Below are 23,593 nucleotides of genomic sequence, written 5' to 3'. Positions count from 1 at the left end.
TCAGGCCATCGCGCCGCTGAGGTGTTCGTACAGGATGGTGGCGCCGATGATGATCAGGATCAGGCCGCCGATGATCTCCGCGCGCTTGCCGACCATGTTGCCCAGCACGCGGCCGAGCATGATGCCGGCGGTGACCATGCTGAAGGTGCACAGGCCGATCACCAGCGCCATCACGCCGATGTTCACGTCCAGGAAGGCCAGGCCGATGCCGACCGCCATCGCATCGATGCTTGTGGCCAGGCCGGTCAGGGCCAGCCGCCAGAAGCCGTGGTGCCTGTCCGGATCGTCCTGTCCGTCGTCGCTGTCCGGGCGGATGCCGTTGATGATCATGTGCACGCCCAGCGCACCGAGCAGGCCGAACGCGATCCAGTGATCGAACGCCTCCACGTACTGGAGCGCCGCGCGGCCGAGCAGCCAGCCGATCACCGGGGTGATCGCTTCGATGACACCGAAGATGAGGCCGGCGCGCAGGGCATCGGGGAGGCGCGGCTTGCGCATGGCGGCGCCCTTGCCGATCGCCGCGGCGAAGGCATCGGTGGACATGGCAAAGCCGATCAGCAGGATCGAAAGGGGTGACATGGGGACGTACACGGCAGGTCGGGCGATTGCGAGCAACGGACCGCGTTCGCGCCCAACCTGTCGTTGCGCACGCGGACCGCTGGTCTCGCCAACCAAGATGGCTGCCCGCACCACGGCGCACTGGCCGAGTATGTTGATACGGGCGTTTCCTATCGCAGGAAACAGGCTACTCCCCAAGGGGACGCGAAGCTTAGCACCGGCATCGCCGCGTGGCGCATCCACGGCCAATTGCGCAGGCAGCGCTGGGTTTTATAGCTCTGGCTATAACGCAAGGCGTCAGGGGCAGAGCGGGGTGCGCCGACTGTCGGTCAGCTGCTCCTGCTCCCCGCGATTCAATCCTCTTCCGGCGGCAATACGATCGGCTCTTCGTCGATGGCCAGCTTGCCGGCCATCAACACCGCCTGCGTGCGGTTGGTCACGCCCAGCTTGCGCAGGATCGCGGTGACATGCGCCTTGATCGTTGCTTCGGATACGTTGAGGTCGTAGGCGATCTGCTTGTTGAGCCGGCCCACGCCGAGCATCTGCAGCACACGGAACTGCTGCGGGGTGAGTTCGCGCAGGCGCTGGCCGATCTCGCGTTCCTCGCGCTCGGTGGGCGGCACGTTGTGCGCCTCCGGCGGCGCCCAGGTCTCACCATCGAGAATGGTGCCCAGGGCGTGGCCGATGGTGTCCGAGTCGGCGGACTTGGGAATGAACCCGAACGCGCCGTGGTCGAGCGCGCGACGCATCACCGTGGGTTCCTCGCGTGCGGACACCACCACCACCGGGAGCTGCGGGTGCAGGGCGCGCATGTGCACGAGCGCGTTGAAGCCCTGTGCACCTGGCATGTTGAGATCCATAAGGACCAGGTCGGCATCGGTGTGCTGGTCGGCGAGCAGGTACAGCGCTTCCACGCTGTCCGCTTCGTACAGCTGCACGCCGGGAATCACGCGTTGCACGGCCCCGCGAAGGGCTTCGCGGAACAACGGGTGGTCATCGGCAATCAGGAGGGTGGTCATGGTGGGGGCCATGTGGCGGAGGAGTAACGCGAGGGAACGGAATGCGTGTAGCGGGCTGGCAGCCCCCGGAACCGGGGGCTGCCACGGTCTGCCTGCGGCCCTTATTTCACTTTGCGTTCTTCCACCAGCGACGCCACCACCGACGGATCGGCCAGGGTCGAGGTGTCGCCGAGCTGGTCGGGCGCGTTCTCGGCGATCTTGCGCAGGATGCGGCGCATGATCTTGCCCGAGCGTGTCTTCGGCAGACCTGGTGCCCATTGCAGGTGATCAGGCGCGGCGATCGGCCCGATCTCCTTGCGCACCCAGGCGACCAGCTCCTTGTGCAGTTCATCGCTGGGCGTCTCGTCGGCGATCAGGGTCACATAGGCATAGATGCCCTGGCCCTTGATATCGTGCGGGAAGCCCACCACGGCCGCTTCGGCCACCTTCGGGTGCGAGACCAGCGCGCTCTCCACTTCGGCGGTGCCGATGCGGTGGCCGGATACATTGATCACATCGTCCACGCGGCCGGTGATCCAGTAGTAGCCATCTTCGTCGCGGCGGCAGCCGTCGCCGGTGAAGTAGCTGCCCGGGTAGGTGCGGAAGTAGGTGTCGATGAAGCGCTGGTGGTCGCCATAGACGCTGCGCATCTGCCCCGGCCAGGAATCACGGATGATCAGGTTGCCTTCGGCGGCACCTTCCTGGATCTCGCCTTCTGCGTTGACCAGGGCCGGCTGCACGCCGAAGAAGGGCAGGGTGGCTGAACCGGGCTTGAGATCGATCGCGCCGGCCAGCGGCGAAATCAGGATGCCGCCGGTTTCGGTCTGCCACCAGGTGTCCACGATCGGGCAGCGGCTGTCGCCGACCACCTCGTAGTACCAGCGCCAGGCTTCCGGATTGATCGGCTCGCCGACGCTGCCGAGCAGGCGCAGCGAGGCGCGCGAGGTGCGCTTGACCGGTGCCTCGCCTTCGCGCATCAACGCGCGGATCGCGGTCGGTGCGGTGTAGAAGAGGGTGACCTGGTGCTTGTCGATCACTTCCCAGAAGCGCGAGGTGGTGGGGTAGTTCGGCACGCCTTCGAACATCAGCGAGGTCGCGCCGTTGGCCAGCGGTCCGTACACGATGTAGCTGTGGCCGGTGACCCAGCCGACGTCGGCGGTGCACCAGTAGATGTCGTCCTCGCGCAGGTCGAACACTGCTTCGTGGGTATAGGCCGCGTACAGCAGGTAACCGCCGGTGGTGTGCAGCACGCCCTTCGGCTTGCCGGTGGAACCGGAGGTGTAGAGGATGAACAGCGGGTCTTCGGCGTTCATCCGCTCCGGTTCGCAGGTGGCCGGCTGCGGGTCCACCACATCGTGGAACCAGCGGTCGCGCGGCGCCTGCATGTCCACCGCGCCGCCGGTGTGGCGGACCACCAGCACCGTTTCCACGGTGGTGGTGCCGGGCAGCTTCAAGGCGGCGTCGACGTTGGCCTTCAGCGGAATCTTCCTGCCACCGCGCAGGCCTTCATCGGCGGTGATGATCAGCTTGCTGCCGCAGTCGATCACGCGGTCGGCGATCGAGTTGGGTGCAAAGCCACCGAACACCACCGAGTGGATCGCGCCGATGCGTGCGCAGGCCAGCATGGCCACGGCGGCATCGACGATCATCGGCAGGTAGATGGTGACCCGGTCGCCCTTCCTGACGCCCAGGTTGCGCAGGGCATTGCCGAGGCGGCAGGTGCGCTCGTACAGCTCGCGGTAGGTCACGCCCTGGGCGGGCGCATCGGGGCTGTCCGGCTCGAACAGCAGCGCGACCTTGTCGCCGCGCGTGGCCAGTTGCCGGTCCAGGCAGTTGACGCTGGCGTTGAGTTCGCCGTCCTCGAACCACTTGATGCGGAAATCGTCGAGCTGATAGCTCACGTTCCGGATCGTCGACGGCTTGGTATACCAGTCCAGGCGTTCTGCGGCCTTGCCCCAGAACGCGTCGGGATTCTCCACCGACGCGCGGTAGAGCTGCTGGTAGGTGTTCTTGTCAATGCGCGCCTTGGCGGCGAACTCCGCCTTGACGGGGTAAATATCGGCCATGACACCCTCACTTGCACTAGGACTTGGGTTGTGCGATCGCAGCATAACCCGCGATTCATCCCCCTCAGTTTGCCGCATCCATCCGCCTTCGCGTTATCGGGACGGTTAGACCTTGGTCGTACCAGCGGCGGTCGGCGTACCGACAGACAGCCGGTACCCACCCGGTTGCCTGCGGCACCTTGCTGCCCTCCTGCGGCCTCCAGGTGCCCGCGCCGACGTCGCGGCTACTACCAATGGCTAATACCGGGGTGCGTCAGGCTGACGCACGCTCGGCTCGACCGTGACCCCACACGCGGCGATCACTTTGCCACCCGGGAGAGAGGGCAACATGAGTACCCGTATGTTGAAGACCATGCGCACGCCGTTGGCGACCTGCCTGCTGGTCGCATTGGTGGCGCCTGGCATGGCGTTTGCCGAAACCGCCAAAGAGAAGCAGCTGGAAGCCCGCGTTGCCGAGCTCGAACGCCAGGTGCAGCTGCTGCTGTCCACCTCGCAGCAGCAGCAGACCCAGATCAGCCAGGCGCAGACCGATGTCACTGCGGTCCGCACCCTTCAGGCCCAGCAGCCGGCCACGGCCACCGTGCCGGCAGGCAAGCAGCCGATCCAGGTCACCACCATCACCCCGGGCGCCGCGCCGGGCACCACCGTCAAGATCGGCGGCTTCATCAAGGCCGATTTCCTGGCCACCCAGACCGGCGACGGCCAGCTCGCCGACGATGCCACGGGCCGCGCGCTGTATCTGCCGGGCCAGACCCCGGTGGCCGGTGCCGGCGGCAGCGGCCAGCGGTCCGACGTGGACTTCAACGCCCACGCCAAGTTCTCGCGTTTCAACCTGGGCATCGACAACGTGTCGGACAAGGGCAACAAGTCCGGCGCGTTCTTCGAGATGGACTTCTTCGGCAACTCGCTGGGCAACCAGACCGCGACCAATACCTACGGTGTGACCCTGCGTCACGCGTACATGTACTGGAACAACTGGATGGCCGGCCAGACCTGGTCCAACTTCATGGACGCCGCCTCGCTGCCGGAAGCCGTCGACTTCGTCGGCCCGACCGATGGTGTGCTGTTCGTGCGCCAGGCACAGATCCGCTACACCCGGGGCGGCTTCAGCGTCGCGCTGGAAAACCCTGAAACCACCGTGCTGACCGGTACCCGCAACCCGGTCACCGGTGCGTGGACCAACGCGGCCAGCAACGCCGACCGCGGCGCGCTGCCGGACCTGACCCTGCGCTACGGCTGGAAAGGCGACTGGGGCACCTTTGGCGTGGGCGGCATCGTGCGTCAGCTCAAGGTCGACAACCAGGCCACCCGTGCCGACGCCGACAAGATCGGAGGCGGCCTGACCCTGGGCGGCAAGTGGGTGATGGGCGACAGCGACACCCTGCATTACCAGCTCAGTGGCGGCGAAGGCATCGCCCGCTACGTGGGTCTGGGCGTGACGGCCGATACCGCCTACGACATCGCCCGTGACGAGCTCGACCCGACCGGCGTGCTGGCCGGCTACGTCGGCTGGCGCCACGCCTTCAGCCCCAAGCTGCGTACCAACCTGATCTATGCGCGCAGCGACTACGACAACAGCGGCTCGCTCGGTCCCCTGGTGACCAAGAGCGTGCAGAGCATCCGCGGCAACGTGTTCTACACGCCGATGCCGAAGGTCGATATCGGCGCCGAGTACATGTACGGCGTCCGCGAGATCGAGGATGGCCGCAAGGGCGACATCAACCGCCTGCAGTTCACCACGAAGTACAGCTTCTGAATGAGCGTGCCGACCGATGGTCGGCACCTGCCGGAAGAACTAGAACGATTGCCGACGAACAGTCGGCACTACCGAGGGGAATCGTCCAATGTCCACTACACCTGTACCTGCAAAAGCTGAACTTACCCAAGGCCACAAGAAGGTCATCTTCGCGTCCAGCCTTGGCACCGTTTTCGAGTGGTATGACTTCTTCCTGTACGGCTCGCTGGCGGCGATCATCGCCAAGCAGTTCTTCAGCGGCGTCAACGAAACCACCGGCATGATCTTCGCGCTGCTGGCCTTCGCGGCCGGCTTCTTCGTGCGTCCGTTCGGCGCGGCGTTTTTCGGCAGCCTCGGCGACCGCATCGGCCGCAAGTACACCTTCCTGGTCACGATCCTGATCATGGGCATCTCGACCTTCCTGGTCGGCGTGCTGCCCAACTACGCCTCGATCGGCTTTGCCGCTCCGGTGATCCTGATCGTCCTGCGCCTGGCCCAGGGCCTGGCGATGGGCGGTGAGTATGGCGGTGCGGCAACCTATGTGGCCGAGCATGCACCGGTGGACAAGCGCGGCCTGTACACCAGCTTCATCCAGTGCACCGCGACGCTGGGCCTGTTCATGTCGCTGCTGATCATCCTGGCCTGCCGCTACTTCCTGGGCAACGAAGCGTTCGAAGCCTGGGGCTGGCGCATTCCGTTCCTGGTGTCGATCGTGCTGCTGGGCATCTCGGTGTGGATCCGCCTGCAGCTCAGCGAATCGCCGCTGTTCCAGCAGATGAAGGCCGAAGGCAAGGGCTCCAAGACCCCGTTCCGCGACAGCCTCAAGGGCGGCAACCTGAAGCTGATGCTGCTGGTGCTGCTCGGCGCCGCGGCCGGCCAGGCCGTGGTCTGGTACGGCGGCCAGTTCTATGCGCTGTTCTTCCTGAGCAGCATGCTCAAGGTTGAAGCCACCACCTCCTACCTGCTGATCGCCGCGGCGCTGGCACTGGGCACGCCGTTCTTCATCTTCTTCGGCTGGCTGTCCGATCGCATCGGCCGCAAGAAGATCATCCTGGCCGGCTGCCTGCTGGCGGCTGTCACCTACATCCCGGTGTTCAAGGGCCTGACCCACTTCGCCAACCCGGCCGTGGAAGAAGCCCGTGCAACCTCGCCGGCGCTGGTCGTGGCCGATCCGAACACCTGCTCGTTCCAGTTCGATCCGGTGGCGGTGCGCAAGTTCACCAGCTCCTGCGACATCGCCACGGCCGCACTGACCAAGGCCGGCGTGCCGTATGAAGTGCAACCTGCCGCAGCCGGTTCGCTGGCCGTGATCAACGTCGGCAGCGCCAGCGTCGCCTCCTACGAGGCCGCCGGCCTGACCAAGGAAGACGGCAAGGCCAAGGCCGATGCGTTCGGTGCGGAACTGAAGACCGCGCTGACCTCGGCCGGTTACCCGGCCAAGGCCGACAACGCCCGCATCAACATCCCCGGCACCATCCTGATGCTGTGGATTCTGGTGCTGTACGTGACGATGGTGTACGGCCCGATCGCCGCCTACCTGGTCGAGCTGTTCCCGACCCGCATCCGCTACACCTCGATGTCGCTGCCGTATCACATCGGCAACGGCTGGTTCGGTGGTTTCCTGCCGGCAATTTCGTTCGCGCTGGTGGCCGGTACCGGCAACCTGTACTACGGCCTGTGGTATCCGATCATCATCGCGCTGATGACGGTCGTGGTGGGCGGGTTGTTCCTGAAGGAAACCCGCGGCGTGGACATCACCAAGTAACGGTGAGCCCCACGGCGTGAGGACAGGGCCGCGATGCGAATCGCGGCCCTGTCCGTTTCCCGGCAGGACCGGCCGCTGGCCGGCAACCGCGCACAGCGCTCCGCCGTCACGCAGGCTGCCGCTATAGTCGCGGCATGAGCGATACCCATACCGATCCCGCCGTGCTTCCGGCGCTCCTGAACGTCCTGCGCAGCGCCTGGCAGGCCAATCGTCCGTCGCTGGACCAGCGCCGGGACGACCTGCAGCGCCTGCGTGCTGCCCTGAAGGCCCGGCTGCCGCAGATGGCCGAGGCGATCTCGGCCGACTTCGGCCACCGCTCCACCCATGAGTCGCTGATCGCCGATGGCATGACCGTGCTCAACGAGATCGACCACCTGCTGCGGCACCTGCGCGGCTGGATGCGCCCGCGCCGGGTCGGCGTGGGCTGGCGCTTCTGGCCGGCGCGCGCGCAGACCCGTCCGGTGCCGCTGGGCGTGGTCGGGGTGATCTCGCCGTGGAACTACCCGGTGAACCTGGCGCTGATTCCATTGGCCACCGCCATCGCGGCGGGTAACCACGTCATCCTCAAACCCTCCGAGCACACGCCGCGCACCAGCGCGTTCCTGCAGGACCTGCTGGCCCAGGTGTTTCCGGCCCACCGTGTGGCGGTGGTACAGGGCGACGCGGAACTGGCGTCTGCGCTGGCTGGCTCGCCGCTGGACCATCTGGTCTTCACCGGTTCCACCGCCGTCGGTCGCAAGGTCATGGCTGCCGCCGCGCAGCATCTGACCCCGCTGACCCTGGAACTGGGGGGCAAGTCGCCGGCGATCCTGTGCAGCGATTACCCGCTGGACAAGGCCGCCGCGCGGCTGGCCACCGGCAAGTGGTTCAATGCCGGCCAGACCTGCATAGCGCCGGATTACATCCTCATCGACGGTCGCCGCCAGCGTGAGCTGGTGCAGCAGCTGCAGACGCAGGTGCGCGCGCGTTACGGCGATTTCAGCGATCCCTCCGATTACACCCGGATCATCCATGCCGGCCAGTACCAGCGCCTGCGTGGGTATCTGGAACAGGCCCGCGCCCGCGGCGTGCCGGTGATCGAACTGGCCAGTGTCGATCCGGCACGGGCCGAGCGCGAGCGCCTGATCGTGCCGACCATCGTGCTCGATCCGCCGGCCGACCTGGACCTGATGCAGGAGGAGATCTTCGGCCCGATCCTGCCGGTGTGCGCCTATCCGGATCTGGACGCGGCGCTGGCCGGGGTGCAGGCGCGCGACCGGCCGCTGGCGCTGTACGTCTTCAGCCAGCAGCGCGACACGGTCGAGCGGGTGCTCGACCAGATCGTGGCCGGCGGCGTCACCGTCAACGACACGCTCCTGCACTTCGCCATCAACGGCCTGCCGTTTGGCGGTGTCGGGCCCAGCGGCATGGGGGCGTACCACGCCCGCGCCGGTTTCGATGCGATGAGCAAGCAGCTGCCGGTCCTGTGGCAGTCGCGCTGGGCGGCCAGCGATCTGCTCAAGCCGCCGTACGCGAAGATCGCCGGCATGCTCAGGGCGCTGGTGCGCTGATGCCGGCCGGCGGCCGGCAGCCGGCAGTACCCGGGTAGAATGGCGCCATGAAAATCGCCTCCTGGAACGTCAACTCACTCAATGTGCGCCTGCCGCACCTGGAACAATGGCTCACCACGTTCTCACCGGACGTGGTCGGCATCCAGGAAACCAAGATGGAGGACCACAAGTTCCCCGACGCGGTGCTGGCCGGGCTGGGCTACCGCAGCGTGTTTGCCGGGCAGAAGACCTACAACGGTGTCGCGCTGCTCTCGCGCGAGCCGGCGCAGGACGTGCAGATCGGCATTCCCGGCTTCGAGGACGAGCAGAAGCGCGCGATCGCCGGCACCGTCAACGGCGTGCGCATCATCAACCTGTACGTGGTCAACGGCCAGGACGTGGGCACCGACAAGTACGCCTACAAGCTGCGCTGGCTCGAGGCGGTACACGCCTGGGTGGCCGACGAACTGCAGCGCTACCCTGAGCTGGTGGTGATGGGCGACTTCAACATCGCCCCGGACGCCCGCGACGTGCACGATCCGCTGGTGTGGAACGAGAACCACATTCTCACCTCCACCGCCGAGCGTGGCGCGCTGAACAAGCTGCTGCAGCTTGGCCTGCATGACGCCTTCCGCCTGCACAACGAAGAGGAAGGCGTGTTCAGCTGGTGGGATTACCGCGCCGCCGGCTTCCGCCGCAACCTGGGCCTGCGTATCGACCTGACCCTGGTCACCGACGCGCTCAAGGCGCGCGCGCTGGCGTCGGGCATTGATCGCGAACCGCGGACCTGGGACCGCCCCAGCGACCATGCGCCGGCCTGGGTACAGCTGGGCTGATCCCGGCCATGCAACAAGGCCCGGCGGTGCCGGGCCTTGTTGGGACGTGCATACCCACCCGACGTGGGTACCTGCTAACGGACGCTTTTTCGGGTAAACAGATTGACGATCGCAAGCAGGATCACCGCACCGATCAGCGAGAACAGGAACGTACGGAGGGTGATGGCTTCGTTGATGCCACCGCCGAACAACCAACCGGCCAGCAGTGCACCGACGATGCCAACCACGATGTTGAGGATGATGCCCTGCTGCGCGTCCCGCTTCATGATGATGCTGGCCAGCCACCCCACGATGCCGCCGACGATCAGCCAGATGATGATGCCCATAGCGTTGACTCCCGGTTTGCGTGTGCGACCGGCCCAGTTGACGGCAACGCCCGTGAAGTTGTCGTGCAGCCCTGCTCACCTGGCACAGCCATGAGCCTGCCGGTCACACTGGACGGTCCGTGGCGGTTCGGTCCGGTCACTGTGTGGCGGCTGCCGCACGTGCCCGGCACCCGTGGCGAGCCGCAGGCGCGGGTGCTGCTGGCCCAGCAGCTGGGCGGTGACCCGGACCGCCTGCCGCTGCACCGCGACTCGCGCGGCCGCCCGGAACTGCATGGGCCGCTGGCCCACCTGGGCACCGGCTGGAGCCACAGCCACGGCCTGCTGCTGGTCGCGCTGGGCGAAGGGGTGCGCCTGGGCGTGGACCTGGAGCCCCTGCGCCCGCGCCCGCGCATGCGCGAGATCATCGAGCGCTTCTTCCATCCGGCCGAGGTGGCGTGGCTGCTGGGCCTGGAGGAAGACGCCCGCGCGCCGTGGTTCTTCCGCGTGTGGTGCGTCAAGGAAGCCATCCTCAAGGCGCAGGGGCAGGGCATCTCATTTGGCCTGCACCGCCTGCAGCTGGCCCCGGACGCCAACGGCGCCCTGCATCTGGCCTGGTGCGATCCCGAGCTCGGTGACCCCGCGCGCTGGCACCTTCACGAATGGCAGGCCGCCGCCGATTTCCGCGCGGCGCTGGCGTTTCACGCGCTGTGAGGCCCGCGGGGACGCTGGTTGACGCGGTCGCCCATGCGGCCGACCTGCGATAATCCCTCCATGACCGAACATACCCTTCCGGCCGGCGTGGCCGATGCGCTCGCGCGCGGCCTGGCCGCAATGGAGCTGGATGCCGCCCTGGCGCCGCCCCTGCTGACCTACCTGGCCCTGCTCGACCGCTGGAACCGCACCTACAACCTGACCGCCATCCGCGACCCGCTGGAGATGGTCACCCGCCACCTGCTCGACTCGCTGGCGATGCAGCCGCACCTGGAGCGCGGCACCCTGGCCGACCTGGGCACCGGACCCGGGCTGCCCGGCATCCCGCTGGCCATCGCGCGCCCGCAGCTGCAGGTGACCCTGGTCGAAAGCAACGGCAAGAAAGCCCGCTTCATGCGCGAAGCGGTGCGCCAGCTTGGCCTGGGCAATGCCCGCGTCGCCGAGTCGCGCGCCGAAGCCCTGGCCGAACCCGGTGCCTATGACGCGCTGACCGCCCGCGCGATGGACACTCTGGCCGGCATCATCGATGTCGGCGGCCATCTGCTGCGCCCCGGCGGCCGGCTGCTGGCCATGAAGGGCGTGTACCCGCATGACGAGATCGCCCAGCTGCCGGCCGGCTGGACGGTCGAACAGGTCCTGCCGCTGCACGTGCCGGGCCTGACCGGCGAGCGGCATCTGGTGGTCGTGGCCGGCCCCTGAGCCCGCACGCGTGACCGTGGCCGGGTGGCCTGCCGCCCGCCGCTCCATCGGCGCCAGCGCCCGCCCCCGTTGCCGCTCCGCCCTTCCCGGGGTGCGTCGAACACGCGCACCGGGACGTTCGGGCGCCCGGCGCGGCGCATCTCACAGTGCATGACACGCCCCATATACGCATAATGACCAGTCCCACTCCCTGCCGATGAGGCTCACCCGCATGGCCCGCATCATCGCCATCGCCAACCAGAAAGGTGGCGTCGGCAAGACCACGACCGCCGTCAATCTGGCCGCCTCCCTGGCTGCTGCACCCAAGCGCGTGCTCCTGGTCGACCTCGATTCCCAGGGAAATGCGACCATGGGCAGCGGCGTGGACAAGCGTGAAGTCGCTGCGTCCACCTGCGATCTGCTGCTCGGCGAAGCCACCGCTGCCGACGTCCGGGTCACCACGCCGGAAGGCTTCGACCTGCTGCCGGGCAACATCGACCTGACCGCCGCCGAGATCCAGCTGATGGACCAGGGCGAGCGCGAGCAGCGCCTCAAGCGCGCGCTGGCCCCGGTCCGGGACGAATACGACTACATCCTGATCGACTGCCCGCCGGCGCTGTCGCTGCTGACCCTGAACGCGTTGGCTGCCGCCGATTCGGTGATCGTGCCGATGCAGTGCGAGTACTACGCGCTGGAAGGCCTGAGCGCGCTGGTGGAAACCATTGAAGCGCTGCGTGCCAACCTCAACCCGGCACTGGAGATCGAGGGCGTGCTGCGCACCATGTTCGACGTGCGCAACAACCTGGCCAATGCGGTGTCGGCCGAGTTGACCGAGCATTTCGGTGATCGTGTGTTCCGCACCATCGTGCCGCGCAACGTACGCCTGGCCGAAGCGCCCAGCCACGGCCAGAGCATCGTCGGGTACGACCGTGCCTCGCGCGGTGGCGTCGCCTACCTCGGCCTGGCCGGCGAGATCATCCGCCGCCACCAACAACGCAATAAGGCCGACAAGGCCCTGGAGACTGCCTGATGAGCACCAAGCCCGCCCTCGGCAAGAAACGCGGCCTCGGCCGTGGCCTCGACGCCCTGCTGGGCCCGAAGGGGGCGGTGACGCAGGTGCAGGCGGCCGCAGTGATCGAGCCGCAGCCCGGTGAGATCCTGCGCAAGCTGCCGGTGGGGCAGCTGCAGCCCGGCAAGTACCAGCCGCGCCGCGACATGGACGAGACCAAGCTGGGCGAACTGGCCGACTCGATCCGCTCGCAGGGCGTGATCCAGCCGATCCTGGTGCGCCAGCTCGGTGCGGACAGCTTCGAGATCGTGGCCGGCGAACGTCGCTGGCGCGCCTCGCAGTTGGCCGGCCTGGACGAAGTGCCCGTGGTGGTGCGTGAGCTGGAAGACCGCACCGTCATCGCGATGGCGCTGATCGAGAACATCCAGCGCGAAGACCTCAATCCGCTCGAAGAAGCCGAAGCACTGCAGCGGCTGATCACCGAGTTCGCCCTGACCCACGCCGAGGCCGCGCAGGCCGTGGGCCGGTCGCGGGCGGCGGTGTCCAACCTGCTGCGCCTGCTTGAACTGCCGATCGCCATCCGCCTGCTGCTGGAAACCCGCCGGCTGGAAATGGGCCACGCCCGCGCGCTGCTGACGCTGGCGCCGGAACTGGCCAGCAAGCTGGCCCAGGAAGCCGCCGATGAAGGCTGGTCAGTGCGCGAAGTGGAACACCGCGCGCAGCAGTTCGCGGCGGGCAAGGTGCCCGGTGCGCTGCGCAGGAAGCCGGCCGCCAGTGCGCCGCAGGCCGACATCGCATCGCTGGAAACCGAACTGTCCGAATCGCTGGGCGCCCGCGTGGCGATCAACCACGGCCGTGGCGGCAAGGGCAAGCTGATCATCCATTACACCGACCTGGACACGCTGGATGGCGTGCTCGAACGACTCCGCGCACAGAAGGGCTGAGTCCCGACCTGCGCCAGAGGATGTCCCCCCTGCAATGAATCCCACCAAGGTCGACCGCAATCATCTGTTGCGTCTGACCGACCTGCCGAACGTCGGGCCGGCCTGCGAGAAGGATCTGCGTCTGATCGGCATCCGCATGCCCGCGCATGTCCGCGGCCGCGACGCCTATGACATGTACGCGCAGTTGTGCCTGCGCACCGGGGTCGTGCACGACCCCTGCGTGATCGATGTCTTTCTGTCCATCGTGCGCTTCATGCAGGGCGAGGCACCGCGACCCTGGTGGGACTTCAGCAAGGAACGCAAGGCCACGCTGGCAAAGGAAGCGCCGTTGACCCTGCGGTGAGCGCGGCGTAGCACAATAGGCGCAGTGAACTTTCCGGGACGCCTCTCCATGACCCTTCTTGTCACCGGCGCTGCCGGCTTCATCGGCGCCAACACCGTCCGTGCCCTGCTCGATGCGGGCCACGCGGTGGTCGGCCTGGACAACTACAACGACTACTACGACCCGCAGATCAAGCGCGATCGCGTGGCCGCACTGTGCCCGGATGCGGATATCCGCGTCCTGGACCTCACGGACCGCGACGGCCTGGCCGCGCTGTTCGACGAGGTGAAGCCGACCCGGGTGATCCACCTCGCCGCCCAGGCGGGGGTGCGCTATTCGCTGGAGAATCCGCACGCCTACGTTGACAGCAACCTGGTCGGCTTCGTCAACATGCTCGAACTGTGCCGCCACCGCGGCGTGGCGCACCTGGTGTATGCCTCCAGCAGCTCGGTGTACGGCGATTCGGCAACGCCGCCGTTCTCCGAGGACCAGCGCATCGACCAGCCGCGTTCGCTGTATGCCGCCACCAAGGCGGCCAATGAGCTGATGGCACACACTTACGCCCATCTGTACGGTCTGCGTGCCACCGGTCTGCGCTTCTTCACCGTGTACGGCCCGTGGGGCCGCCCGGACATGGCGCCGCTGCTGTTCTCGCGCGCGGTGCTGGCGGGCCGCCCGATCGACGTGTTCAACGACGGAAAAATGCAGCGCGACTTCACACATGTCTCCGACATCGTGGCCGGTATCCTCGGCGCGCTGGCGCATCCGTCCGGGGAGGAGGTTCCGCACCGTGTCTTCAACCTGGGCAATCACACACCGGTCGAGCTGGAGCACTTCATCGGTGTCATCGAGGCGGCGGCCGGGCGTCCGGCGCACAAGGTCTACAAGCCCCTGCAGCCTGGCGATATGGTGCGCACGATGGCCGATACCACGCGCGTACATGACGCCTTCGGCTATGAACCGGCCACGCCCATCGAGCGCGGCCTGCCGCCGGTGGTGGCCTGGTGCCGCGACTATTTCGGCGATCACGCCTGACACACGCGCCCCAATTCATCTTCAGATAACCTTGCGTGCGGACAATGCGCGCTCTTTTTCGATCCTGGCCCTTCGCAGAGCCCGACCATGAGCCAACCCCAGCTGTCGGTCGTCGTCCCGGTCTTCAATGAACGCGACAACGTCACCCCCCTGATCGACGAGATCACCGCCGCGCTGCGCGGCCGGATCGACTTCGAGATCGTCTACGTCGACGATCACTCCCGCGACGACACCCTGGCGGTGCTGCAGGGCCTGAAGGCCGACAACCCGGAACTGCGGGTACTGCACCACGTCAGCCAGAGCGGCCAGAGCACGGCGGTCCGCACCGGCGTCAAGCACGCCCGTGCGCCGTGGATCGCCACGCTGGACGGCGACGGCCAGAACGACCCGGCCGACATCCCCGGGCTGCTGGCCGCCCGTGACACGGCCGCGCCGCAGGTGAAGCTGTTCGCCGGCTGGCGGGTCAACCGCCAGGACAGCGGCAGCAAGCGCTGGGCCAGCAAGTGGGCCAACGCGATCCGTGCGCGCATGCTGCGCGACAACACCCCCGATACCGGCTGTGGCATCAAGCTGTTCGAGCGTGAGGCCTTCCTGGACCTGCCGTATTTCGACCACATGCACCGCTATCTGCCAGCGCTGATGCAGCGCGCCGGCTGGAAGACGGTCAGCGTGCCGGTCAACCATCGCCACCGCACCGCCGGTGTCTCCAAGTACAACAACCTGGGCCGTGCCTTGGTCGGCATCCGCGATCTGCGTGGCGTGGCCTGGCTGATCACGCGCAGCAAGCGCACCGCCGTGGAAGAGCGCTGATGGAACTGCACGGGCTCGACCAGCCGTTGACCTGGCTGTACTGGACCGGCCTGCACGTGACCGGCTGGAAGCTGATCGGCTATACGGGCGCGCTGATGTTCGGCGGCCGCTGGCTGGTGCAGTTCATCGCCTCCCGGCGTGCGGGCAAGCCGGTGATTCCACGCCTGTTCTGGTACATGAGCGTGGTCGGCAGCCTGATGACGCTGAGCTATTTCCTGTTCTCGGCCAAGCAGGATTCGGTTGGCGTGCTGCAGAACCTGTTCCCGGCCTTCACCGCCCTGTACAGCCTCAAGCTGGACATCCAGCACCGCGGCTGGAAGCGGGACAAGGCGCAGCATTGACCTGACGGGGGAGCCGGCCGTTGGTTGGCCGCGACCCGCGGTCGATCCCCGTTCCTGCGGCGGTGCGGCAGGACCTTTGATCCATGCACCGGCCCCTGCGGGAGTGCCATGATCGGGGTTTGCCGTCCATCGGGAACCGCTGATCGTGAAATCGCCGCTCGTCACCGCCCTGCTGCTTGCCCTGGCGCTTCCTGCCGCCGCCGCCTTTGCCGCCCCGCCGGCCGCCCCGGCCGCCGCACCTGCCAGCCTGGCCACCGAGCATGCCGCCGATGCGCAGTTCCGTGCCATCTACGAAAAGGAATGGACGTGGCGCCAGGACGGCGGCGGCGAGGCCAGCGAAGACGGTGACGGTCCGGCCAATGCCACCCGCATGCCCGACGTCGGCGCCGCTGCCCAGCAGGCGCGGCTGAAGGTGTGGGACGCGGTGCTGGCCCAGCTCGACCGGATCGACCCCGCGACGCTCTCGCCCGACAACCAGATCAATTACGCCATCTACCGCGACCAGGTCTTCAACCTGGCGGCCGACGTGCGCCTGCGCGGCTATGAAATGCCGTTCAACGCCGACTCCTCGTTCTGGTCCAACCTGTCGTTCATGGCGCGCCGCGAAATGAAGACCGCGCAGGACTTCCGCAACTACATCGCGCGGCTCAACGACGTGCCGCGCTACTTCGACCAGCAGACCGACAACATGCGTGCCGGCCTCAAGCGCGGCTTCAGCGTGCCGCGTGCGGTGCTCGACGGCCGCGAAGTGTCCATCGCCACCGTGTCCGAGCTGAAGGACCCCACCCAGTCGCCGCTGTACGCCCCGTTCAAGAAGCTGCCGGCCAGCATCCCGGCCGCCGAGCAGGCGCAACTGCAGGAACAGGCGCGGCAGGCCATTGGCGGCGCTGTGGTGCCGGCGTTCGCCAAGCTGCGCACGTTCTTCGTCACCGAGTACGTGCCGCAGGCGCGCACCACCCTGGCCGCCGAAGCCATGCCCGACGGCAAGGCCTACTACAAGCAGCAGATCCACGAATACACCACGCTGGACCTCACCCCGCAGCAGATCCACGAAATCGGCCTGAAGGAAGTGGCACGCATCCAGAGCGAGATGAACGGCATCATCCAGCAGGTGCAGTTCAAGGGCAGCTTCGCCGAGTTCCTCACCTTCCTGCGCACCGACCCGCAGTTCTACGCCAAGACCCCGGACGAACTGCTGCACCGCGCCGCCTGGATCTCCAAGCGCGTGGATGGCGTGATCGGCAAGTACATGACCCTGCCGCGCGCGCGCTTCACCATCGTGCCGGTGCCGCCGGACATTGCCCCATTCTGGACCGCCGGCCGCGGCGGCATGGGCACCTACTGGCTCAACACCTACAACCTGCCGGCGCGCCCGTTGTACAACCTGCCGGCGCTGACCCTGCACGAATCCGATCCGGGCCATGCACTGCAGGGCGCGCTCGCCGCCGAACAGGGCGAGCAGCCCGAGTTCCGCCGCACGGCCTACATCTCCGCCTACGGCGAAGGCTGGGGCCTGTACTGCGAGAAGCTGGGCGTGGAGATGGGCATCTACGAAACCCCGTACGAGGATTTCGGGCGCCTGACCTACGAAATGTGGCGTGCCGCGCGCCTGGTGATCGACACCGGCGTGCACCACAAGGGCTGGAGCCGTGAGCAGGCCATCGCCTACCTGCGCGACCACACCGCGCTGAGCGAGCACGAGGTGACCACCGAGGTGGATCGCTACATCTCCTGGCCGGGCCAGGCGCTGAGCTACAAGCTGGGCGAGATCGCGATCGTGCGCCTGCGGGCGCAGGCCGAGCAGGAACTGGGCGATCGCTTCGACGTGAAGTCCTTCCACGACGCCGTGCTCAAGCAGGGCTCGGTGCCGCTGCCGGTGCTGGAACGGCAGATCCAGGCCTACATCGCCCAGCGCAAGGCCGCGACCTGAGACAGACGGGGCCTGCAGGCACGCAGCAGGCCCCGTCAACGTGAACCTTCGCAGCGCACTGCGATTGTGTAACGGGCAAGCGGACCGCTACCCTGCGGCCATGTTCCGCCGTGCCCGCCCGCGTCCGTCCCTGCTGCTGCGCCTGCTGATGCTGGTTGCGGTGGGACTGGGCGTGTTCGGCAGCGCCACGGCGTCGGCGCTGGCCGACATCCACATCAGCCTGCATGCCGATGCCGCGCACCTGGCCGATGATGCCGACGCCGAAGGCCCCGATCACGACGGCAGCGATCTGCTGCACACCCTGGTCCATTGTGGCCATTGTCACGGCCACGGCGGCGTGCTGCCGATGGCGTCGCTGCCGTGGACGCTGCCGTCCGCGCCGCCTCACGCACTGCCGTCCAGCCTGACCGCGCAGCTGCGTACCCAGCCGCCCGAGAGCCTGCTGCGTCCTCCGATAGCGGCCTGATGCCACGCGGCTCCGTGCCGCCGTCCGACATCTGAACCGCTTTCTGGAGAATCCCCATGTGGATGCGTCTGGCAGCCTTGGCTGCCTTTGCGTTCGTGCCGTGCGTGTCCGCACAGGGCACGGCGCCGGCTGTAGCGTCACCCCCCACCGCATTGACCCTGGACGACGCGATCGCCCGCGTCGCCCGCTACCATCCCGATCTGCGCCTGGTCGATGCGCAGCGCCCGCTCTGGGAAGCGCGCCGTGATGCGGCGGCACTGCGTCCCCCGCTGACGCTCGGCGTGGATCTGGAGAACGCGTTCGGCAGCGGCGACGCCAGCGGCCTGCAGGCCGCCGAACTGACCGTTACGCTGGCCGGTGTGCTCGAACGCGGCGGCAAACTGGACGCCCGTCGTGCGGTGGCCCAGGCCAACATCGACGCACTCGCACCGCAACGCGAAACCGCGCGGCTGGACCTGATGGCCGAGGTGGCCCGCCGCTACCTGGCGGTCACCGAGGCGCGCCAGCAACTGGCCATCGCCACGACCGACATCGAACAGCGCCGCCGCGCGGTTGCCGCGGCCCGCCTGCGGCTGCAGGCCGGCGCGTCGCCGGAATCGGTGCTGCTCACCGCGCAGTCGATGCTGGCCCAGGCTGAACTGGACCGCGACCGTGCCAGGCAGATGGACCAGTCCGCGCGCGCGGCGTTGTCCGCGCTGTGGCGCGCGCGCGACCCCGGCTTCGAGGTCGTCACCGGCGATCCGATGCGGTTGCCAGCCCTGCAGGCCTTCGCCGCACTGGCCGAGGAACTGCAGCGCACCCCCGAACTGGCCGTGCTGGCCGGCGAGCGTCGCCTGCGCGAGGCGCAGCTGACCCTGGCCCGGACCCAGGCGCGGCCGGACATGAGCTGGCAGGTCGGCATGCGCAACAGCCGCGACACGCGCGATACCTCGCTGGTGGCCGGCGTCAGCCTGCCGCTGGGCAGCGTGCGCCGCGCCGAACCGGACATCCGTGCGGCCGAGGCCGAACTGGCCTTGAGCAGCGTCGAGCGCGAGGCGCGCGAACTCCAGCTCTACGCCACCCTGGCCGAGGCGCACGGCCGTTACCTGACCGCGCGGCTGGAAGTCACGCGCATGGCCAGCGACGTGCTGCCGCGCCTCACGCGCGCCGAGAACGCGGCCGAAAAGGCGTGGCGTGCCGGTGCCATCAGCTACATGGAGTGGGCGCAACTGCAGGCCCTTCGCATCGAGGCGCGGCAGCGCCAGCTCGCTGCCGCGATCACCGCACAGACCGCGCTGATCGAAATCCAGCGACTCACCGGCCAGAGCATGGTCGCTACCGCCGATGCCCCGGCACATTCCACGGTGTCCACGGAGGACCGCCCATGACCCTTTCCGCATCCCGCACCGCCCTGGCCGCCAGCCTGCTGCTGGCCCTGTTGGCCCTGACCGGCTGTGGCAAGGACACCCCGGCCGACGCAGCCCCGGGCCACGGCGAGCCTGGCCACGAGGAGGGCGAGGACGACCATGACGCACCGGAGAGCACCACGATCACGGCGGCGATGGCCGGGCAGGCCGGCATCCGTGTGGCGCCCGTGGTCGCCGGCACCATCGCCGACGAACATGATGTGCAGGGCCTGCTGACCCCCGTCGATGGGCGCGTGGCGCAGGTGACGGCGCGTTTCCCCGGCCCGATCCGTTCGCTGCGCGCCAACGTCGGCGACCGCGTGGCGGCCGGGCAGGTGCTGGCCAGCATTGAAAGCAACCTCAGCCTGACCACCTACACCGTCAGCGCGCCGATCGCCGGTGTGGTGCTGGCACGCCAGGCGCAGGTGGGCGGCGTGGCCGGGGAGGGCACGCCGCTGTTCGAGATCGGCGATCTGTCCACGCTGTGGGTGGACCTGCACATCTTCGGCAACGACACCCAGCACATCACCGCCGGCGTGCCGGTCACGGTGTCGCGCATGACCGATGGCGTGAGCCAGGCCACCACGCTCGAACGCGTGCTGCCCGGCACCGCCACCGCCAGCCAAAGTACCGTGGCGCGCGCCACGCTGCGCAACGACGACGGTCTGTGGCGGCCTGGTGCGGCGGTCAAGGCGCGCATCGTGGTGGCGACCACGCCGGCCGCGCAGATAGTGCCGCTGTCGGCGCTGCAGAGCATGGACGGCAAGGACGTGGTGTTCGTGCGCACCGCCGACACTTACACCGCCCGCCCGGTCACGCTCGGCGCGCGCGACGCCACGCAGGTCGAAGTCCTGTCGGGCCTGACGCCCGGCGAGGACGTCGTGGTGGAGCAGAGCTACGTGGTCAAGGCCGACATCGGCAAGGCGGGGGCGTCGCATGAACATTGATCCCGTTCTGCTGCCGCCCGTCCGCGGAGGTTGCCGTCATGCTTGAGCGCATCATTGGCATGTCCATCGCCCATCGCTGGCTGATGATGAGCCTGACCACGGTGCTGGTCGCAGTGGGCATCTGGAGTTTCACCCAGCTGCCGATCGACGCCACGCCGGACATCACCAATGTCCAGGTGCAGATCAACACCGCCGCACCGGGGTATTCACCGCTGGAGACCGAACAGCGCATCACCTATCCGGTGGAGACGGTGATGGCCGGTCTGCCGCGGATGGAGCAGGCCCGCTCGCTGTCGCGCTACGGCCTGTCGCAGGTGACCGTGGTGTTCGAGGACGGCACCGACATCTACTTCGCCCGGCAACAGGTGGCCGAGCGCCTGCAGCAGGTCAAATCGCAGATTCCGACAGGGCTGGACCCGCAGCTCGGCCCGATCGCCACCGGTCTGGGCGAGATCTTCATGTACACCATCGACGCCGATCCCAAGGCGCGCAAGGCCGATGGCACGCCGTACACCGCCACCGACCTGCGCACCCTGCAGGACTGGGTGATCCGGCCGCAGTTGCGCAACGTGCCGGGCGTGACCGAGGTCAACACCATCGGGGGCTTCCAGCGCCAGGTCCACATCACGCCGGACCCGGCCCGGCTGCGTGCGCTGGGCTTCACCCTGGAAGACGTCGCCGAGGCGGTGGAGGCCAACAACCAGAACGTCGGCGCCGGCTACATCGAACGCAACGGCCAGCAGTTCCTGGTGCGCATCCCCGGCCAGGTGGCCAACCTGGAGGAGATCGGCAACATCGTGCTGGCACGGCGCGAAGGCGTGCCGATCCATGTGCATGACGTGGCCGAGGTCAAGGACGGTCCGGAACTGCGCAGCGGTGCGGCGACCCAGAACGGCCACGAAGTGGTGATGGGCACGGTGGTGATGCTGATTGGCGCCAACAGCCGCGACGTGGCCCAGGCGGCCGCCGCGCGCCTGCAGCAGGCCCAGCGCAGCCTGCCCGAGGGTGTCACTGTCACGGCCAGCTATGACCGCACGGCGCTGGTGGACCGTACTATCGCCACCGTGGCCAGGAATCTGGTCGAGGGCGCGCTGCTGGTGATCGTGGTGCTGTTCCTGCTGCTCGGCAATTTCCGCGCGGCGCTGATCACCGCCGCGGTGATTCCGTTGGCGATGCTGTTCACCCTCACCGGGATGGCGCGCGGCGGGATCTCGGCCAACCTGATGAGCCTGGGCGCGCTGGATTTCGGCCTGATCGTCGACGGTGCGGTGATCATCATCGAGAACTGCCTGCGCCGCTTCGGCGAACGCCAGCACGCGCTCGGTCGTGACATGACCCGCCAGGAGCGTTTCCAGGAAACCGCCAGCGCGACGGCCGAGGTGATCCGCCCCAGCCTGTTCGGACTGGGCATCATCACCGCGGTGTACCTGCCGATCTTCGCGCTGTCCGGCGTGGAAGGAAAAATGTTCCACCCGATGGCGATCACGGTGGTCCTGGCCCTGACCGGCGCGATGGTGCTGGCACTGACCTTCGTGCCGGCCGCGATCGCTCTGTTCCTGGGCGGGCGCGTGCAGGAGAAGGAAAACCGCCTGATGGCGTGGGTGCGTCGCCGTTACGAGCCGCTGCTGGCGTTCTCGCTGCGTCGCGGGCGCTGGATGGTGGCCGGTGCACTGGTGCTGGTGGTCGGTTGCGGGCTGCTCGCCACCCGGCTGGGCAGCGAGTTCGTGCCGAACCTGGACGAAGGCGATGTGGCCATGCATGCCATGCGCATTCCCGGCACCAGCCTGACCCAGTCCATCGACATGCAGAAGCACATCGAAAACCGGCTGGTGCAGTTTCCCGAGGTAAGCAAGGTGTTCTCCAAGATCGGTACGCCGGAGGTCGCCTCCGACCCGATGCCGCCGTCGGTGGCCGATACTTTCATCATGATGAAACCGCGCAAGGACTGGCCGGACCCGCGCAAGCCGCGCGCGACGCTGCTGGGCGAGCTGGAGGCCGCGGTCGAGCAGTTGCCCGGCAACAACTACGAGTTCACCCAGCCCATCCAGATGCGCACCAACGAGCTGATCTCCGGCGTCCGTGCGGACGTGGCGGTGATGCTGTTCGGCGATGACCTGGAGACGCTGCTGGCGGTGGGCAGACGCATCGCGGCGGTGGCCGGCAAGGTACCGGGCGCGGCCGATGTGCGGGTCGAAGAGACCAGCGGCCTGCCGCTGCTCACCGTGACCCCCGACCGCACCGCGCTGGCCGGCTACGGGCTCAACCCGGGCCAGGTGCAGTCCACCGTCGCCACGGCGGTGGGCGGGCAGGTGGCCGGGCAGTTGTTCGAAGGCGACCGCCGCTTCGACATCGTGGTGCGGTTGCCCGAAGCCCTGCGCCAGGACCCGGCCGCCCTGGCGGACCTGCCGGTATCGCTGGAAAGCGCACTGTCCGGCGGTGATGCCGATGAGTCCAGCCGCGCCGCCAGTGGCACCAACGGCGCGCGCACCGTGCCGCTGCGTGAACTGGCCACGCTGGCCAACAGTGAGGGCCCGAACCAGATCAACCGCGAGAACGGCAAGCGCCGCATCGTGATCACCGCCAATGTGCGCGACCGCGATCTGGGCGGCTTCGTCGGCGAGCTGCAGCAGACCATCGGCCGCGAGGTGCAGGTGCCCAACGGGTACTGGATCGAGTATGGCGGCAGCTTCGAGCAGTTGATCTCGGCCAGCCGGCGCCTGGCGATCGTGGTGCCGCTCACGCTGGTCATCATCTTCGCGCTGCTGTTCTGGGCCTTCGGGTCGATCAAGGACGCGGCCATCGTCTTCAGCGGCGTACCGCTGGCGCTGACCGGCGGTGTGCTGGCGCTTGCCGCGCGGGGCATTCCGCTGTCGATCTCGGCCGGCGTCGGCTTCATCGCGCTGTCCGGCGTGGCGGTGCTCAACGGCCTGGTGATGATCAGCTTCGTGCGCAGCCTTCGCGAAGGAGGGCTGCCGCTCGCGCAGGCCGTGCGCGACGGCGCGCTGGGCCGTCTGCGCCCGGTGCTGATGACCGCGCTGGTGGCATCGCTGGGCTTCGTGCCGATGGCCTTCAATGTCGGTGCCGGTTCGGAAGTGCAGCGCCCGCTGGCGACGGTGGTGATCGGCGGCATCGTGTCGTCCACGCTGCTGACCCTGCTGGTGCTGCCGGTGCTTTACCGCTGGCTTCATCGTCGCGACGCGTCGCCGGCGTGAGCCCGTGCTCC

20 protein-coding genes and 1 pseudogene are annotated in these 23,593 nt (G+C 67.9%); 17 read left to right on the top strand and 4 right to left on the bottom strand.

Annotated features, from left to right (window positions below; all coding sequences use genetic code 11):
• From mntP to acs, 3 genes are all read right to left on the bottom strand, one after another.
• Positions 1 to 579: a manganese efflux pump MntP gene (gene mntP, locus GDJ08_RS14375; RefSeq protein ID WP_017356021.1), complete on the bottom strand. Its 579-nt coding sequence runs from the start codon at positions 577 to 579 to the stop codon at positions 1 to 3.
• A gap of 332 nt (positions 580 to 911) precedes the next feature.
• Positions 912 to 1,577, bottom strand: a complete 666-nt coding sequence (locus GDJ08_RS14370) for a response regulator transcription factor (protein WP_153165127.1) — start codon at positions 1,575 to 1,577, stop codon at positions 912 to 914.
• A 101-nt stretch (positions 1,578 to 1,678) separates the two neighbouring features.
• Positions 1,679 to 3,622 (bottom strand): acetate--CoA ligase, encoded by a 1,944-nt coding sequence (acs, locus tag GDJ08_RS14365; protein ID WP_017356019.1) that lies wholly within the window; start codon positions 3,620 to 3,622, stop codon positions 1,679 to 1,681.
• Positions 3,623 to 3,950: 328 nt separating this feature from the next.
• Between acs and GDJ08_RS14360 the strand changes: the two genes are divergently transcribed.
• The 4 genes from GDJ08_RS14360 to xth all read left to right on the top strand — a co-directional run bounded on the left by GDJ08_RS14360 (position 3,951) and on the right by xth (position 9,487).
• On the top strand, positions 3,951 to 5,378 hold the full coding sequence (locus GDJ08_RS14360; protein WP_017356018.1) for a DcaP family trimeric outer membrane transporter: 1,428 nt from the start codon (positions 3,951 to 3,953) through the stop codon (positions 5,376 to 5,378).
• Between the two features lie 88 nt (positions 5,379 to 5,466).
• Positions 5,467 to 7,122 (top strand): MFS transporter, encoded by a 1,656-nt coding sequence (locus tag GDJ08_RS14355; RefSeq protein ID WP_017356017.1) that lies wholly within the window; start codon positions 5,467 to 5,469, stop codon positions 7,120 to 7,122.
• 134 nt (positions 7,123 to 7,256) lie between these two features.
• Positions 7,257 to 8,672, top strand: a complete 1,416-nt coding sequence (locus GDJ08_RS14350) for a coniferyl aldehyde dehydrogenase (protein ID WP_153165126.1) — start codon at positions 7,257 to 7,259, stop codon at positions 8,670 to 8,672.
• A gap of 47 nt (positions 8,673 to 8,719) precedes the next feature.
• Entirely contained in the window at positions 8,720 to 9,487 is a 768-nt protein-coding gene (gene xth, locus GDJ08_RS14345) for an exodeoxyribonuclease III (RefSeq protein ID WP_136006462.1), read from the top strand.
• Positions 9,488 to 9,561: 74 nt separating this feature from the next.
• Here xth and GDJ08_RS14340 read toward each other — a convergent pair whose 3' ends face one another.
• Positions 9,562 to 9,813 (bottom strand): GlsB/YeaQ/YmgE family stress response membrane protein, encoded by a 252-nt coding sequence (locus GDJ08_RS14340; protein ID WP_136006461.1) that lies wholly within the window; start codon positions 9,811 to 9,813, stop codon positions 9,562 to 9,564.
• 90 nt (positions 9,814 to 9,903) lie between these two features.
• Here GDJ08_RS14340 and GDJ08_RS14335 point away from each other — a divergent pair, with 90 nt between their 5' ends.
• From GDJ08_RS14335 to GDJ08_RS14275, 13 genes and pseudogenes are all read left to right on the top strand, one after another.
• Positions 9,904 to 10,503 (top strand): 4'-phosphopantetheinyl transferase family protein, encoded by a 600-nt coding sequence (locus GDJ08_RS14335; protein ID WP_136006459.1) that lies wholly within the window; start codon positions 9,904 to 9,906, stop codon positions 10,501 to 10,503.
• Between the two features lie 60 nt (positions 10,504 to 10,563).
• Entirely contained in the window at positions 10,564 to 11,202 is a 639-nt protein-coding gene (gene rsmG, locus GDJ08_RS14330) for a 16S rRNA (guanine(527)-N(7))-methyltransferase RsmG (RefSeq protein WP_153165125.1), read from the top strand.
• A 211-nt stretch (positions 11,203 to 11,413) separates the two neighbouring features.
• A complete protein-coding gene (locus tag GDJ08_RS14325; RefSeq protein ID WP_017357136.1) occupies positions 11,414 to 12,211 on the top strand; it encodes a ParA family protein in 798 nt (265 codons plus the stop codon).
• Positions 12,211 to 13,134: a ParB/RepB/Spo0J family partition protein gene (locus GDJ08_RS14320; RefSeq protein WP_017357135.1), complete on the top strand. Its 924-nt coding sequence runs from the start codon at positions 12,211 to 12,213 to the stop codon at positions 13,132 to 13,134. Before GDJ08_RS14325 ends, GDJ08_RS14320 begins: the two co-directional genes overlap by 1 nt.
• Before the next feature lie 34 nt (positions 13,135 to 13,168).
• Positions 13,169 to 13,477 carry a helix-hairpin-helix domain-containing protein gene (locus GDJ08_RS14315; RefSeq protein ID WP_153165124.1) on the top strand — a complete coding sequence of 103 codons (309 nt, stop codon included), beginning with the start codon at positions 13,169 to 13,171 and terminating at the stop codon, positions 13,475 to 13,477.
• A 48-nt stretch (positions 13,478 to 13,525) separates the two neighbouring features.
• Positions 13,526 to 14,491, top strand: a complete 966-nt coding sequence (locus tag GDJ08_RS14310; protein ID WP_153165123.1) for an NAD-dependent epimerase/dehydratase family protein — start codon at positions 13,526 to 13,528, stop codon at positions 14,489 to 14,491.
• Positions 14,492 to 14,578: 87 nt separating this feature from the next.
• Positions 14,579 to 15,301: a glycosyltransferase family 2 protein gene (locus tag GDJ08_RS14305; protein WP_017357132.1), complete on the top strand. Its 723-nt coding sequence runs from the start codon at positions 14,579 to 14,581 to the stop codon at positions 15,299 to 15,301.
• A complete protein-coding gene (locus GDJ08_RS14300; RefSeq protein WP_017357131.1) occupies positions 15,301 to 15,642 on the top strand; it encodes a lipid-A-disaccharide synthase N-terminal domain-containing protein in 342 nt (113 codons plus the stop codon). The genes GDJ08_RS14305 and GDJ08_RS14300 overlap by 1 nt, the downstream gene beginning before the upstream one ends.
• Positions 15,643 to 15,787: 145 nt before the next feature.
• Complete coding sequence (locus GDJ08_RS14295) at positions 15,788 to 17,572, top strand: DUF885 domain-containing protein (protein ID WP_153165122.1); 1,785 nt, start codon at positions 15,788 to 15,790, stop codon at positions 17,570 to 17,572.
• Positions 17,573 to 17,672: 100 nt separating this feature from the next.
• The gene (locus tag GDJ08_RS14290) at positions 17,673 to 18,038 is read left to right on the top strand and encodes a DUF2946 family protein (protein ID WP_136006449.1); all 366 of its coding nucleotides are present in this window, start codon (positions 17,673 to 17,675) and stop codon (positions 18,036 to 18,038) included.
• A gap of 56 nt (positions 18,039 to 18,094) precedes the next feature.
• Complete coding sequence (locus tag GDJ08_RS14285) at positions 18,095 to 19,405, top strand: TolC family protein (RefSeq protein WP_153165121.1); 1,311 nt, start codon at positions 18,095 to 18,097, stop codon at positions 19,403 to 19,405.
• Positions 19,406 to 19,560: 155 nt separating this feature from the next.
• Positions 19,561 to 20,370: pseudogene (locus GDJ08_RS14280) on the top strand (efflux RND transporter periplasmic adaptor subunit); the annotation flags it as partial.
• A 38-nt stretch (positions 20,371 to 20,408) separates the two neighbouring features.
• On the top strand, positions 20,409 to 23,582 hold the full coding sequence (locus tag GDJ08_RS14275; protein WP_026070811.1) for an efflux RND transporter permease subunit: 3,174 nt from the start codon (positions 20,409 to 20,411) through the stop codon (positions 23,580 to 23,582).
• Positions 23,583 to 23,593 lie beyond the last annotated feature (11 nt).

The sequence above is a fragment of the Stenotrophomonas nematodicola genome (genome assembly GCF_009467805.1).
Classification (GTDB): Bacteria; Pseudomonadota; Gammaproteobacteria; order Xanthomonadales; family Xanthomonadaceae; genus Stenotrophomonas; species Stenotrophomonas nematodicola.
The sequence above is the reverse complement of the archived record's forward strand: the minus strand, read 5'-3'. Positions and strand labels throughout refer to the sequence as shown.

Excerpts from the sequence above, each read along its gene's own strand:
- GDJ08_RS14285 (WP_153165121.1), top strand. The coding sequence starts at position 18,095 with ATGTGGATGCGTCTGGCAGCCTTGGCTGCCTTTGCGTTCGTGCCGTGC.
- GDJ08_RS14315 (WP_153165124.1), top strand. The coding sequence starts at position 13,169 with ATGAATCCCACCAAGGTCGACCGCAATCATCTGTTGCGTCTGACCGAC.
- xth (WP_136006462.1), top strand. The coding sequence starts at position 8,720 with ATGAAAATCGCCTCCTGGAACGTCAACTCACTCAATGTGCGCCTGCCG.
- GDJ08_RS14370 (WP_153165127.1), bottom strand. The coding sequence starts at position 1,577 with ATGACCACCCTCCTGATTGCCGATGACCACCCGTTGTTCCGCGAAGCC.
- GDJ08_RS14340 (WP_136006461.1), bottom strand. The coding sequence starts at position 9,813 with ATGGGCATCATCATCTGGCTGATCGTCGGCGGCATCGTGGGGTGGCTG.
- GDJ08_RS14335 (WP_136006459.1), top strand. The coding sequence starts at position 9,904 with ATGAGCCTGCCGGTCACACTGGACGGTCCGTGGCGGTTCGGTCCGGTC.
- GDJ08_RS14275 (WP_026070811.1), top strand. The coding sequence starts at position 20,409 with ATGCTTGAGCGCATCATTGGCATGTCCATCGCCCATCGCTGGCTGATG.
- GDJ08_RS14320 (WP_017357135.1), top strand. The coding sequence starts at position 12,211 with ATGAGCACCAAGCCCGCCCTCGGCAAGAAACGCGGCCTCGGCCGTGGC.
- GDJ08_RS14305 (WP_017357132.1), top strand. The coding sequence starts at position 14,579 with ATGAGCCAACCCCAGCTGTCGGTCGTCGTCCCGGTCTTCAATGAACGC.
- GDJ08_RS14300 (WP_017357131.1), top strand. The coding sequence starts at position 15,301 with ATGGAACTGCACGGGCTCGACCAGCCGTTGACCTGGCTGTACTGGACC.
- GDJ08_RS14290 (WP_136006449.1), top strand. The coding sequence starts at position 17,673 with ATGTTCCGCCGTGCCCGCCCGCGTCCGTCCCTGCTGCTGCGCCTGCTG.
- acs (WP_017356019.1), bottom strand. The coding sequence starts at position 3,622 with ATGGCCGATATTTACCCCGTCAAGGCGGAGTTCGCCGCCAAGGCGCGC.
- mntP (WP_017356021.1), bottom strand. The coding sequence starts at position 579 with ATGTCACCCCTTTCGATCCTGCTGATCGGCTTTGCCATGTCCACCGAT.
- GDJ08_RS14325 (WP_017357136.1), top strand. The coding sequence starts at position 11,414 with ATGGCCCGCATCATCGCCATCGCCAACCAGAAAGGTGGCGTCGGCAAG.
- GDJ08_RS14350 (WP_153165126.1), top strand. The coding sequence starts at position 7,257 with ATGAGCGATACCCATACCGATCCCGCCGTGCTTCCGGCGCTCCTGAAC.
- GDJ08_RS14355 (WP_017356017.1), top strand. The coding sequence starts at position 5,467 with ATGTCCACTACACCTGTACCTGCAAAAGCTGAACTTACCCAAGGCCAC.
- GDJ08_RS14360 (WP_017356018.1), top strand. The coding sequence starts at position 3,951 with ATGAGTACCCGTATGTTGAAGACCATGCGCACGCCGTTGGCGACCTGC.
- rsmG (WP_153165125.1), top strand. The coding sequence starts at position 10,564 with ATGACCGAACATACCCTTCCGGCCGGCGTGGCCGATGCGCTCGCGCGC.
- GDJ08_RS14310 (WP_153165123.1), top strand. The coding sequence starts at position 13,526 with ATGACCCTTCTTGTCACCGGCGCTGCCGGCTTCATCGGCGCCAACACC.